The sequence below is a fragment of the Acidaminococcus fermentans DSM 20731 genome, assembly GCF_000025305.1.
GTDB classification, from domain to species: domain Bacteria; phylum Bacillota; class Negativicutes; order Acidaminococcales; family Acidaminococcaceae; genus Acidaminococcus; species Acidaminococcus fermentans.
The window spans coordinates 856,483-869,506 of sequence record NC_013740.1; the positions used below are offsets into that span (position 1 = coordinate 856,483).

Sequence of the window (13,024 nt, forward strand, 5' to 3'; positions counted from 1 at the left end):
GGAACAGGTAGACAAAGAACCCTTATAAATGACTTTTTGAATTGAAATACGTGATTTTTTGACTTAGTAGGCATAATTTAAGAATTCAATCTTAAAAACTGCCGAAGTATAAAAGAAAGAGTGTACTTAAAAAGTGTTGTATGCTATCCATAATTTATCTGAACTCTTTACCATTTTTATCTTTATGTTTCTGTTTCTATCCAGCTTTACGATTCATAGAAAGATTATCCCTAAAGGATACTTTGCATTAAATGAAATAGTATACTTATTTGATGTAAAGCGGTTTTGGACATCATCAAATATTCGATGTTTTTTTATCGGAGCAATTATATTCTTAGGATACTATAAATTTGATATTAGAAATTCTGCAGTCTATTATTCAGCATTAGGGTTGGTATCTTTGATTCAGGTCTTTCCTGTTATTGTAAGGTACCAATTATATAAATTTTGGAAGAGTATTTATCGTTTCAGACTTTTCTGTACTAATTTATTTTATGTAGCAGTGCTGTTTTTTATGGGGTTTGCCTGTTTAGAATTTATGATTCCTGCAATTTATGGTGAAAAGGGTTATATCGATATGGCGTACCCCTTTGTTAATTTTACGCTAGGTATATTTATTTACATGTTCCCGCTGTTTATTCAATTTTCTGTACAATGGAGATATGATACGATAAATTTAGATAGAATGAATTTCTTGCATACTGATACGGCAATAATGCTAAGAAATCTTGATATAATGAGTCGAGAAAATAGTATTGTTAAACATTACCGATTAGATATAGAAAAATATGCGAAAGTTTATGGAATTGATCCAGATTTATTAAAATCTGTTCTTTCTATTGAAGAATTTAATAGAGGTTCTATCATTCAATGCTTTATTGAACGATTATTAATTAACGGATTTCCTGCTTTTGTGCTGAGAAAAGATATGTCAATTGGGTTTGGACAAATTAAAATTTCAACAGCAAGCAAACTATTAAGTATTTCGGAGGGAGCTGCATTAGAAGAGTTGGCGAAACCAGGGAGAAATATTGAAATTTGTGCGCGTTATATTCGTCTATTGATTAATAAATATTTAGAGGACAAGAAACATCCATTTATTGCTGCAAGGTATAATGATTTATATGATTATATTGCAAAAAATTATATTGGAGCAACAGATGCAACAATGTATAATGCCGTTTTGTATGCAGCTATTTTAAGAGAACGAAGTAGACTCGATTTATATAGTAGGCTAAAAATTAAAAATAAGAGGAATCAATGTTTTAGAGGTAATTTAAAAGCGCCACTGCCAGCGTGATGAATAATGTAGAGTGAAGAGAAAAGAGTGCAAAGGGGTAGTCTAAACTAAAACGTACCCCTTGTCAAGGACAGTTTCTAAAAGTAGGACCCCTTGTTTTAGACAGTTCAACAATCCTGGTACCTTTAAAATGGACGTTTGGTAATTGTCTATCAGAAGGCCCCTAACCATCCAATCTTATGCACTGGCTCCTTACTCATAAAATGGCTGCTTTTGCTATTTTATGAGGTGAGCTGGTTCCCCAGCTCACAGGCTCTCCGCTTCAATATAAGAACCTCGGGCATCTTGGGAATATCGAGCGGATAAACCCCTGTTGTTACAAATTGATAGAACTCGTTTGGCGACAGTTTCGCCAGTTCCCACTGGTAGCGCTTGTTGTTGTAATAATCCATGTAATCATCTACGATGGCTTTCACCTCCTCGAAGCTCACTGCTGCTGCAATTTTCTTTTTCACATGGTCTTTCATACGGCCGAAGAAGCTTTCCTGCGGCGCATTGTCCCAGCAATTCCCCCGCCATGACATGGATTGTCTGAGATCCTTGTCATGGAGGATATCGATGAAGCTGTGACTCGTGTAATGGCAACCCTGGTCAGAATGCACGATGGTTTCAGCATGCAGTGAGACGCCGTGATCTCGAATCAGGTTGTTCACCGTTTCTACCACGAAATCCACCTCCAAAGAATCGCTGAGGACATACGCCAGAATCTGCTTGGTATAGGCATCCAGTATGGTGGAAAGATAAGCAAAAATCCCATTGTAAGGAAGATAGGTAATATCTGTCAGCAGTACCATGCGAGGACCATAGTCCTCAAACTGGCGCTGCAGCAGATTATCGGCCACCGTATTGGTCTTCAGGGCTTTCGCCAGCTGCCGATAGGGATTCGCCTTCCTGATGGGGCAAAGCAGGTGGAACTTTTTCATCAGACGACGGATTTTCTTCACATTCATAATGACGGGCGGATCCATGTGGAGCAGCTCCATATAGATGCTGCGGGCGTCCTTCTTGTACCCTCGTCTTTTGTAAGCGGCAAGGATCAGTTCAAAGTCCTTGCGGTCCTGTTCTTCCTGGGCCTGCCGAAATGCTTCCGCCTTTACCCAGGCATAATAACCGCTTCGGGACACGCCTGCCATCTTGCATAAACTGCTGATGGAAAGTCTGTTCTCGCTGGTACTTACCGTCTTTTCTATGATTTCGAACACACAAGAGGAATCGTTCATGAGCAGAGAACCTACCTTTTTGTGTTCTTGATCGCGGAAATTTTTTTTAATATTCCACTTCCTGCCGCAAGTATTCAACTTCATGTCTGAGGGCCTTAATGTCATCTTCAGGCTTGACCTTGGCGGCGGTGTCAGACCTGTCGGCGGGTCTCCTGCCTTCATAGAAACAACCATATTTGGCATATTCCTCTTTGATATGCTGGAGAGCACCGCCAATGCGTCTTTCGCCCAGCACAGCAGGGTCAAAGCCGTATTTTTTGAAGACGTCTTTAGGATAGACTCCTTCCATATATTCGGTGTAAAAGATTTCTTTAAAGGACTTCCTCAGGACCAGGGTAGAGCGGCTTACGCTATACACATAAGGGTTCTGGCGCAACGCTGCAATCTGCTCCTCAGTAAAAAGTTTTCTGCTCATGTGGATTCTCCTTGGCTTTATTGGATTTGAGAATACCACATGCATATGATTGTGTTCAATAGGTTGGGTCCAAAATGAGCACGTCAATTTTAAAGGATTCAAATTGTAGCCTGTCTAATTTTGTGGGCAGGTGCTACTCTTAAAAAGTGTCCACACTTATGGGTACAGTATAGTGCAAATGGTCCATTGCGATGCCGTAGGGGCCGCACGCCGGGCGGCCCGCTGGTGCATACGTCTCACGGCCCAATGTCCCACGTTGTTGGAGACCATCTGCCGGGCAGATGCCGTTCCGGCGGCCCGCCCAGGGGGCAGACTGGCAATCGCAAAAGATTTTTGTCGAATTATGTTAACTCTGCTATAATGGAAGAAATTGTAAAGGGGTGATTGATCTGGATGAAGGTTATAAAAAGTCCGTAATTGCTATCTGCTATGACTTCGATAAAACGCTGTCTCCTGATGATATGCAGGCACAGGGATTCATCCAATCACTCGGTTACGATGTAAAAGATTTTTGGCAAGAATTAAATGGCTTGGCTGCGGATAATGATATGGATCAGAATTTAGCTTATATGTACATGATGACCAAGAAATCCCGCAGAGCGATGGTATTCAATAAAGAGAAAATTATGGAGAAAAGTGGTTCATTTGCCCAAACTCATAAGATCATTGAGAAAATGAATTGAATTTAAAATTGGTCACAGGATGAGCTAAAAGGATTATCCGTATTGGGGAAGTAAATCATCAAGTTTCTTATATGTTGGAAGACAAGGATGTAGTTGCGTTTTATAAAAAATATGTAAAGACATTGGATAAAGAATAATATTTTTTTAATATATGAGTGGGGGAGCCCGATGAAAGAAATAACTATAAGTGAAATGAAAAAAATATCTTTAGATATATTAAAAGATGTAGCTAAATATTGTGATGATAATAATTTGCATTACTATATTTGCGGTGGCACATTATTGGGAGCGGTAAGACATAAGGGGTTTATTCCTTGGGACGATGATATTGATATCTTAATGCCACGTCCTGATTATTTAAAATTTGTGAAATCGTATAATGGCAGTAATAAAAGATATATTGTCAAATCGATAGAAAATAGTGCTGATTATTGGCGTACCTTTGCTAAGGTATTTGATCTACATACATATTTAGAGGAAGATTGCATACGCGTTCCTAAAAAAGATAATGGAGTTTTTATTGATATTTTTCCCGTAGATGGTTTACCTAAGTCAAGAATTAGACAAGCTATTTTCTTTAAGGAACAAGAATTTTTAAATTTTTTGTATCACGGGTCAGCATGGAATTACACGAAAAGTTTTAAGTATGCTGATTCAAAGGATTATCTTGCAAAATTTAAAGGTAAATTGAGAACTCTGTTAAAATATATTGCAATTACTATTTTAAATCCATTGCCTACTAGTTCTTTAATTCACCTTATTAATAAAAATGCAATGCGGTTTGATTATAATCAGGCTAATGAAGTTGCAGCGATTGTTGACTGCCATTATGGTGGAAGCCGTGAGCGGATGCCAAGAAAGCTATTTGAAAAACAAATTCCCTTTGAATTTGAAAAAACTTATTTTTGGGGATCTGCAGCTTGGAAACTTTATTTAAGAAATATGTACGGGGATTTTATGGAATTACCTCCTTTAAAAAACCGGGTTACACATCATGATTTTAAAGCATATTGGAGAAGAGGAGAAAAATGAACATAGCCATCTTAATCGCAGGTGGATCTGGAAAGCGAATGGGGCAAGACATCCCCAAACAGTTTATTAATGTATATGATAAACCGATACTGCTTTATACGCGGGAAAGTTTTGAAAGGCATCCTCAAATTGATGCTATTGAAGTAGTTTGTATTGATGGATGGCACGATGTACTCCGTGCTTATGCCAGGCAATTTAACATCAGCAAGTTAAAGTGGATTGTATCTGGCGGCACTTCTGGCCAGGAATCCATTCGAAACGGAGTCTATAATCTGGAGGGGAAGGTAAAGCCAAACGACATTATTGTGATTCACGATGGTATCCGCCCTTTGGTTGATGATTCTGTTTTGACGGATGTGCTGACTAAGGCCCAAAAATATGGTAATGCAGTTACTTCCATGCCTTATAATGAACAGATTTTCATCATCAATCCGGATGATAGTTCCACAACCAAGCAGTATATTCCAAGAGAAACGCTGCGCCGGGTTTCTACGCCTCAGGCATATCGTTTTGATTTGTTGGATCAGAAGTATCATGAAGCTTTTGAAAAGGAAATTGGGATTTATGGATCTTCCTATACCAATACTATGATGGTCGAATTGGGAGTAACGTTGCATTTTGCTGCGGGATCTGATAAAAATATAAAGCTTACCACAAAGGATGATTTGGAACTGTTCAAAGCTTATCTGCATTTGGATCAAGCTGATTGGCTTAAATAAGGGAGGATAAGATTATGTATCTTAAGTCGCTTTTATATCAGCAAGATCTTCACAATATTAGCAAAGTGAATTTGCCATGGAATAAATTGCACAATTCTTCCTTGATGATTACCGGAGCATCTGGGCTTATTGGAACAATGTTAATTGACGTTCTGATGATGAAAAATGAACAGGAGCAACTTAACTGTAAAATTTATGCTACAGGACGAAATATACAAAAAGCACAGGAAAGATTTGGAGACTACTGGGACAGACCTTATTTTCATTTTGTAACCATGGATGTAAATTACCCAATACGAATTGAGCATGAAGTTGATTTTATTATCCATGCAGCTAGCAATACGCATCCTCGGTTATATGCATCTGATCCGGTTGGATCTCTTATGACTAACTTGGAAGGAACATATAATCTGCTGGAATATGGTCGCACTCATAAGATGAAACGGATGTTATTCCTTTCCTCTGTTGAAATTTATGGTCAGGCATTGAAAACAGAAGATGTTTTTGATGAAAAATATTGTGGATATATTGATTGCAATGCTGTACGCGCTTGTTATCCTGAAGGTAAACGAGCAGGGGAAGCTCTTTGCAATGCCTATATTTCAAAATATAATTTAGATATAGTGATCCCGCGTCTTTCTCGGGTCTACGGGCCTACTATGCGTTTGGACGACAGCAAAGCAATGAGTCAATTTTTGATGAATGGAGTGCGAGGAGAAGATATCGTTCTCAAAAGTGAGGGCTTACAAAAATTTTCCTACTGTTATGTGGGTGATGTAGTCCAGGGTTTGCTGTATTGTTTGCTCAAGGGGAAATGTGGTGAAGCCTATAATATTGCAGATGTAAAGTGCAATATGCTTCTTAAAGATATAACTCAATATATAGCTAGTCTGAATGGTTGTAAGGTAGTATTTGATCTACCGGATGTTACGGAACAAAAGGGCTTTTCTAAGGTAACAGTTGGGGTAATGGATTCAACTAAATTGCAAAAATTAGGATGGAAGCCTTTTGATGATTTGAAGAGCGGAATTAAGAAAACCATTAAGATTTTGCAATACTTTTAACTCTTAAAATTAATAAAATGTTTGTCATGTAATAATAAAGATGAAAAAGATGGAGGTGCTTTGCATGCTTCTAAGTGTAATAGTGCCAGTTTATAACGTAGAAAAATACCTTTGTAAATGTCTTGATAGTATTATCCAGCAGACTTATAAGAATTTAGAAATCATTCTTGTTGATGACGGTAGTACAGATAGTAGTGGCTTAATTTGTGATAACTATGCTGCTCATGATAAAAGAATCCATGTAATTCATAAAAAAAATGAAGGATTAAGTGAAGCTAGAAATAGTGGATTAGAGATTTGCAGCGGGGATTATATTGGCTTTGTAGATAGTGATGACTGGATTGCAACCGACATGTTTGAAAAACTTGTCAAATTTGTCAAATGTGAAAATTTGGATGTTGCAATGTGTGGAGTTGCTGATGTATGGCCTGAACATGTAGTTAAAACACCTTCGTTTAAAAAAGTTATATTGACTGATGTGAATGATATTATATCTGAAATTCTAGTTAACCGACATGGTGGTACGGCAGTCCCAGTATGGTGTCGTATATATAGATCCAGTCTTTTTAAAACTTTAAAATTTGAAAAAGGAAGATATTATGAAGATGGATTTTATTTATTAAAATGGATAGAACGAACTGGAAGATTCGGAAGATTTTCAGATAGTGGGTATTTTTATAATCATAGAGAAGGATCTATTACCAATATTCAAGGACATTCTAAGAGGGTGGATGATTTTCGAAAAGCTTATGAAGATAATTACAACTATGTAAAACAGCATTTTCCAAATTCACTGAATGCAGCAGAATATAGGCTGTTCTTTACATATCGATCGATATTGAATTTAGTTGGAAATACAGATTTACCTTATAGCCATGAAATTGCAAATAAATTTAAAAAGAATCTTTCACATATATGGAAGAATCCATATATGAATATAAAAATCAAATTGATTTATACACTTATCGGTATTGATCCAGTATGGTATTTATTGTTGAGGCAATTTGGAAAAGCTTCCAAATCGGCTTTTTCATCTTGATATATTTTTAATAGTTATATTTCAAGTTTTGTAATTGTTTTCTTATTATTTATAGATATGGGAAGTGAATTGATGGAGAAGAACTTAATTTCAATTATTGTAGCAGTTTATAATGTAGAGAAATATTTAAACAAATGCATAAAATCTATAGTTAATCAAACCTATCACAATTTGGAAATCATATTGGTCGATGATGGATCAAAAGATAATTCTGGGAAAATTTGTGATGAATGGGCAGGGAAGGATTCTCGGATTCATGTTATTCATAAACAAAACGGTGGAGTGTCTGACGCAAGGAACTATGGATTAAAAGCGTCAAATGGTGAATGGATTTGTTTTGTTGACGGAGATGACTACATATCCCTGAACATGTATGAAACACTTTATAAAAATCGCTCAAAACAGGGGATAACAGTATGTGGATATTACGTGGTTGAAAATGGTAAAGAGATACCTGTTCCTGGAATTAATAAAAAACTTGCACCAAAAGAAGCAGCGAATCTTTATTTGACAAATGAGAGACAATCAGTTTTAAATAGTAATTTTACATACTTTGGATCCTATCCCTGGAATAAACTTTACGATAGGAGTGTTTTTCAGGGAGTTGAATATCCCGAACATAAAAAATTCGAAGACATGTATATCATGCTAGAATTATTACACCAATCATATGAAATTCGATTTATACCTGATTGTAAATACTACTATATTCAGAGAAGAGGTAGTATTACGCACCAAAAGTCTATTCAGGTTGATTCTCTTGATGCTAGACTAAAACAAAAAAAGGAATTAGAAGAATTTTGGGATATAAAAGACAAAAAAATAGATGAATTAATAGCACTCAGTTACATAGCGATACTAAGAAAATACGCAATTAATCCATATTCTGAACGAATTAAATATACTTCTTTGAAAAAACGGATGTGGGCTAGCTTAAATTCAATCGGGTACGATGATTTTCCTTTAAAGATAAAATTAAAATTATTGCTGATGCATATTCCTGATTTATATTATGTTTTGTATTCTTTGAAAGAAAAGTTAAATAGTGGTAGTTAATCATAACTTTCTCTATGATAAAATATTAAAATGTAAGTAATAAAATGCTTATGCTTAGAATTAGATCAGCGTGTGTTCATAATGCATATGGTTATAATAGATGACTATAAGAAATTTATAATCAATAATATGATGAAGATTTATTTTAGATTAAATGTAAATGTTTGGAAGCTTAAATTATATTAGAAATAATTATGGAAAAGAATCTTTTATCAGTTATAATTCCAGTTTATAATGTTAAAAATTATCTTGATAAATGTCTAGAATCAGTAGTAAATCAAACTTATAAGAATCTTGAAATTATCTTAGTGGATGATGGTTCTACAGATGGATCTAGTAAAATCTGTGATCAATGGAGTCATAAAGATCGTAGAATTCATGTATATCATATGAGTAATCATGGTGTAAGTCATGCTAGAAATGAAGGGTTAAAACATATGAAAGGAAGTTTTGTTAGCTTTATTGATTCAGATGACTGGATTGATAGGGATATGTTTGAAAAAATGATCAATCCTATGATAGAAAACCATAGTGAAGTTGGCATTTGTGGATATAAGTTAGAATTTAAAAACTTCTCCAAAGTTAATTTCGAAAAAGAAAAAAGCAGTACCTATCCAAGAGAAAAGGCTGTACAGCTAATATTCAGTTACGAGAATAATAAAATTCCTAAAATAATTTCTTGGGAATTATGTGATAAAATTTTTGATTATAAAATGGTTAAAAATTTAAGATTTGATGAATCAATTTACGTAGGAGAAGATATGCTTTTTTGTTGGCAGATTTTAAAGCAAGCAAAAAATGTATCCTATATTCCGTTATATGCATATCATTATTTTATGCGATCTCAAAGTGCTATGCACCAAAAGGTCTCTCTAAAGTCTGTTACTGTATTGAAAGCGGTACGCATGATTCTTCAAGATACAACGGATGAATCTAAGAGTATTCAGAAGGTTATACGTGATCACTATCTTAGGATTGGTGTTAGACATTCCAGAGCAATATTAAAATTACACGCTTATCAATTTAAAGAAGAAGTATGCTTTTTCCAAAATTACCTTCGGAAAAATTTATTTTATGCGTTACGATTACCATATGTTTCGTTAAAGGGTAAGTTGGGTCAAATATTATTTTGTTTACCATATGGTATATGTAAGATTATTTTTTATTAATTTATTTTACAACTAACCTATAGAAAGGATACTTATGCCTATATCATTACGAAATAAATTGTTTTTTAGTATTGTCTTATTTGTCATTTTTTCCAATATACCTCGGCCTTTGCAATTTAATTTCTTAGGGGTATTTTTAGGTAAAGATCTAAGCTTTTATCCGATTCTTGTAGGTGTGCTTTATGCTTTTTATAAAAGAGTGAGGCGGCCGATTGATAAAGAAGAAAAAGTTTTTTTGGCTATATAATCGTTTATATTGCTGTCATAATGGTCTCTTTTTTGCACGGATTAGCAATTTATCCTTATTATGAAGCTATTTTATCTGGACCAGCAGATCAGATTGAAAAGTTACCAGTTCTCCAGCATATTTTGTTAAATAGAGGAATACAAATAGAAACTGGGGTATTGCTGAAAGCCTGGATGTTCGCCCGTCCTATTAAAAGTTTTCTGTTAGAGACTTTTGGCATTTTGCCGTTCCTTACTTGGTTTTTAACTGGTATAGAAAAGATGCTCATGAAGGTTTTTCCATTTTAACGAAAGCGGTTTTTATATCGACTGTTTTGGTATGTAGTTATAATGTGATAGATTTCTTTTATTTAAAGGGAAGTCCTGTTGCAGAGCAAATTTTAATTGTGCTGAACCCAGTTGTTCATGACATAAAATCCAATGGAACATGGTGGCCTCCACTTTTATGGAAAGGCCAGTTGCGCTCACTTTTTGCTGAGCCTTCTTATTACGGCATTTATGCGGCATTTGCTATGCCTTTTCTGTGGTATCTGTTGGGACAAGCGCAGACTACAAAAAAGAAAAGTGTCCTTATACTTGTAATGTTTATGTTTACATATGGACTTTTTTTGACAAAGGCTAGAACCGCAAATGTAGTTTTTAGTGGGGAACAGATTTTATTACTGTTGTTTTCTTTGTGGAGAAAACAGATGGCATTTTTAAAACGAACAATTTTTATTCTTATTGTCTCATTGATAACATTTTTGCTTGCAACGTTTTCATTAAGTTTTATGCCAGGAAATTCTATGGGTATGGCAATAAAGGCAATACAGAAGTAGCTTCTTATTTAGAAGATAATTTAGGATCTTTAGCCAACAAAAATAAGAGAAGCAATAGGGCTCGATTTTCTATCCTAGAAGCTAGCATCGCTATAGGTAAACAATATCCTGTATTGGGCGTTGGGAAATCGTTAAGAAATGCCTATATACCTGATTATCTATCAGATGAGGGAAAATCAAACTCTGAGGTTCAATATTGGATGAAAAACCAAAGGGAAAAGGGAATTATGAAATCAGGGTTCCCTGCGTTGGGGGAATATTGTACTCGTTTCGCAGAAACAGGGATTCTTGGCTTAATGATCTATTTATTACCTTCCCTTTTTCCGGCATTTATGTTATTAAAGCGGATAAAATTGACTAACGAGCAGAGGGAATGGGAACAATATATTTTTTTCTTTATTTCTCTAGCTGGGATTATGGCTTCGGGTTTAGGTGATAATTTAAATATAACTTGCAGCTACTGGATTCTCATGGGACTTGGTTATGCCTTGATTGTATCTCCCAATAAAAAGGAACAAAATGAACGAACGTAAAATTGGTATCTTACTCAGCTATCTGAATATCGCCCTTCACGCTATCGTTGGCTTTCTCTACGTCCCCATTCTCCTGCACTATATTGGCAAATCGGAATATGGCCTGTATCAGCTGATCGGGTCCCTGATTGCCTATTTCAGCATCATGGATTTTGGGCTGACGGCAGCGGTTACCCGGTTTTATACCAAGTACAAGGCGCTGAAGGACAAGGTGGGAATGGAGAACATCCTGGCCATTTCTCTGTATGGGTATGGGGGTGCCACGGCTCTTTCTCTGCTGGTGGGGATTATCTGTTACTGGAACCTGGATGGGATTTTCGGGGCCAGTATGACGGCAGGGGAGTTACAGGAAGCCCGGCAGATGTTCCTGTTGCTGCTGTTCAACATTGCGGTGAGCCTTTCCACCATGGTGTTCCGGTCAGTGATCAATGCCCATGAAAGGTTTCTGTTCCTGAAGGGCCTGGAAACGGTACAATTGATTCTGCAACCGGCATTGGTCATTCTGATTCTCCAGAAGTATCCTACGGCCATGGCAGTAGCAGTGGCCCAGACAGTGCTGAATGTGGGGCTGATTCTGGCACGGATTTACTACTGTTTTGTCAGGCTGCACATTACCATCCGATTCCATTACTGGAACCAGGATTTGTTCCGTGATTTTAAGAAGTTGGCGCTAAGTGTTTTTGTGGTAACGTTGATTGATCAGGTGTTCTGGAAGACCAATCAGATCATCCTGGGGATTGTGCAGGGGACGGCGGCAGTGGCTGTGTATTCCATCGCTTCCCTGATCTATATGAATTATATGGCTTTATCCACAGCGATCTCCGGTGTCTATCTGCCCCATATCACAGAAATGGTGGCTCAGAGAAAACCAATGAGGGAGCTGTCTGCTTTATTTATTCAGATCGGCCGCTGGCAGTATTATCTGCTGGCACTGGTGGCTACCGGTTTCATTATTTTCGGCCGGCAGTTTATCCAGCTGTGGGCCGGTAAGGGGTTTGAGGATTCTTATTGGATCACCATCCTGATCATTCTGCCTTTTACCATCGACCTGATCCAGAACATCGGCCTGGCCATTCTCCAGGCCATGAACCGCTATGATTTCCGGGCGAAGATTTATTTCCTTACCGGGGTGCTGAATCTGGTGCTGGCTATTCCCTTGGGCATGAAGTACGGCGGCATTGGATGTGCCGTGGCCACTGGATTTTCCATGCTCATGGGGAATGGTGTGGTGATGAATTATTTCTACAAAAAATATATCGGTCTGGATATTCCTCAATTCTGGAAACAGATTGGACGGATCAGTCTGAGTGTGGGGCTGTGTCTGGTTGTGGGATATGGAGTGGATCATGTGTTTCCCGGTACCGGAAAACTTGCCTTTCTTCTTAAAATCCTGGGATATACGGTGCTTTATGGAGCCGTGGTGTATTTTATGGCCATGAGCCCGGATGAAAAGGAGAAGGTGCGAGGGATTGGGAGGAAGGTTAAGTGAGAAGTGAATGTCAACGAAAAAGTAAGTCACGTGATTGCCCAAAATTGAGCCACCCAGGGATTCCAAGGGGAAAAGAACGTGGTTAAGGGATTAGGTGGCTAAGTGGTTATGGAACCAGGCTCCTTCTTAGAGTCGGGTTAAAATCGCCAATTCCAGTCGGATTAAAACAGCCAGTGGCCGGGAAGGGCGTGCCTGCGGCGCACCCCTACAGCGTTGGGGTCGTATGTTGTTTGTTCGATCG

The 13,024-nt window shown here is 37.2% G+C and carries 11 protein-coding genes and 1 pseudogene; 10 read left to right on the plus strand and 2 right to left on the minus strand.

What is annotated here, in order from left to right; genetic code table 11:
• Positions 1-133: 133 nt before the first annotated feature.
• Positions 134-1,300 carry a lysozyme family protein gene (locus ACFER_RS03895; RefSeq protein ID WP_041666098.1) on the plus strand — a complete coding sequence of 389 codons (1,167 nt, stop codon included), beginning with the start codon at positions 134-136 and terminating at the stop codon, positions 1,298-1,300.
• Between the two features lie 221 nt (positions 1,301-1,521).
• Here the strand turns inward: ACFER_RS03895 and ACFER_RS03900 are convergent, their stop codons facing one another.
• Together ACFER_RS03900 and ACFER_RS10790 are read right to left on the minus strand one after the other, a co-directional pair.
• Positions 1,522-2,520 (minus strand): IS3 family transposase, encoded by a 999-nt coding sequence (locus ACFER_RS03900; protein ID WP_012938121.1) that lies wholly within the window; start codon positions 2,518-2,520, stop codon positions 1,522-1,524.
• Positions 2,521-2,566: 46 nt separating this feature from the next.
• Entirely contained in the window at positions 2,567-2,935 is a 369-nt protein-coding gene (locus ACFER_RS10790; protein ID WP_012938116.1) for an HTH domain-containing protein, read from the minus strand.
• Positions 2,936-3,324: 389 nt separating this feature from the next.
• Between ACFER_RS10790 and ACFER_RS03910 the strand changes: the two are divergent.
• The 9 genes and pseudogenes from ACFER_RS03910 to ACFER_RS03950 form a co-directional block, all read left to right on the plus strand.
• A pseudogene (locus tag ACFER_RS03910) lies at positions 3,325-3,567 on the plus strand (haloacid dehalogenase-like hydrolase); the annotation flags it as partial.
• A gap of 219 nt (positions 3,568-3,786) precedes the next feature.
• Positions 3,787-4,650, plus strand: coding sequence for a LicD family protein (locus ACFER_RS03915; protein ID WP_012938122.1), 864 nt, complete (start codon positions 3,787-3,789; stop codon positions 4,648-4,650).
• A complete protein-coding gene (locus tag ACFER_RS03920; protein WP_012938123.1) occupies positions 4,647-5,369 on the plus strand; it encodes an IspD/TarI family cytidylyltransferase in 723 nt (240 codons plus the stop codon). The genes ACFER_RS03915 and ACFER_RS03920 overlap by 4 nt, the downstream gene beginning before the upstream one ends.
• A gap of 14 nt (positions 5,370-5,383) precedes the next feature.
• On the plus strand, positions 5,384-6,433 hold the full coding sequence (locus ACFER_RS03925) for an NAD-dependent epimerase/dehydratase family protein (protein WP_012938124.1): 1,050 nt from the start codon (positions 5,384-5,386) through the stop codon (positions 6,431-6,433).
• Positions 6,434-6,497: 64 nt separating this feature from the next.
• Complete coding sequence (locus ACFER_RS10990) at positions 6,498-7,472, plus strand: glycosyltransferase family 2 protein (protein WP_012938125.1); 975 nt, start codon at positions 6,498-6,500, stop codon at positions 7,470-7,472.
• A gap of 72 nt (positions 7,473-7,544) precedes the next feature.
• On the plus strand, positions 7,545-8,528 hold the full coding sequence (locus ACFER_RS03930; RefSeq protein ID WP_012938126.1) for a glycosyltransferase family 2 protein: 984 nt from the start codon (positions 7,545-7,547) through the stop codon (positions 8,526-8,528).
• A gap of 194 nt (positions 8,529-8,722) precedes the next feature.
• A complete protein-coding gene (locus tag ACFER_RS03935) occupies positions 8,723-9,697 on the plus strand; it encodes a glycosyltransferase family 2 protein (RefSeq protein ID WP_012938127.1) in 975 nt (324 codons plus the stop codon).
• Positions 9,698-10,619: 922 nt separating this feature from the next.
• Positions 10,620-11,294 carry an O-antigen ligase family protein gene (locus ACFER_RS11355; protein WP_148213919.1) on the plus strand — a complete coding sequence of 225 codons (675 nt, stop codon included), beginning with the start codon at positions 10,620-10,622 and terminating at the stop codon, positions 11,292-11,294.
• Positions 11,281-12,783 carry an oligosaccharide flippase family protein gene (locus tag ACFER_RS03950; RefSeq protein ID WP_012938128.1) on the plus strand — a complete coding sequence of 501 codons (1,503 nt, stop codon included), beginning with the start codon at positions 11,281-11,283 and terminating at the stop codon, positions 12,781-12,783. The genes ACFER_RS11355 and ACFER_RS03950 overlap by 14 nt, the downstream gene beginning before the upstream one ends.
• Positions 12,784-13,024 lie beyond the last annotated feature (241 nt).

What these genes read in the sequence shown, in the direction of transcription:
- ACFER_RS03935 (WP_012938127.1), top strand. Translation starts at nt 8,723, where the DNA reads ATGGAAAAGAATCTTTTATCAGTTATAATTCCAGTTTATAATGTTAAA.
- ACFER_RS03925 (WP_012938124.1), top strand. Translation starts at nt 5,384, where the DNA reads ATGTATCTTAAGTCGCTTTTATATCAGCAAGATCTTCACAATATTAGC.
- ACFER_RS10790 (WP_012938116.1), bottom strand. Translation starts at nt 2,935, where the DNA reads ATGAGCAGAAAACTTTTTACTGAGGAGCAGATTGCAGCGTTGCGCCAG.
- ACFER_RS03950 (WP_012938128.1), top strand. Translation starts at nt 11,281, where the DNA reads ATGAACGAACGTAAAATTGGTATCTTACTCAGCTATCTGAATATCGCC.
- ACFER_RS03920 (WP_012938123.1), top strand. Translation starts at nt 4,647, where the DNA reads ATGAACATAGCCATCTTAATCGCAGGTGGATCTGGAAAGCGAATGGGG.
- ACFER_RS03915 (WP_012938122.1), top strand. Translation starts at nt 3,787, where the DNA reads ATGAAAGAAATAACTATAAGTGAAATGAAAAAAATATCTTTAGATATA.
- ACFER_RS10990 (WP_012938125.1), top strand. Translation starts at nt 6,498, where the DNA reads ATGCTTCTAAGTGTAATAGTGCCAGTTTATAACGTAGAAAAATACCTT.
- ACFER_RS03930 (WP_012938126.1), top strand. Translation starts at nt 7,545, where the DNA reads ATGGAGAAGAACTTAATTTCAATTATTGTAGCAGTTTATAATGTAGAG.
- ACFER_RS03900 (WP_012938121.1), bottom strand. Translation starts at nt 2,520, where the DNA reads ATGAACGATTCCTCTTGTGTGTTCGAAATCATAGAAAAGACGGTAAGT.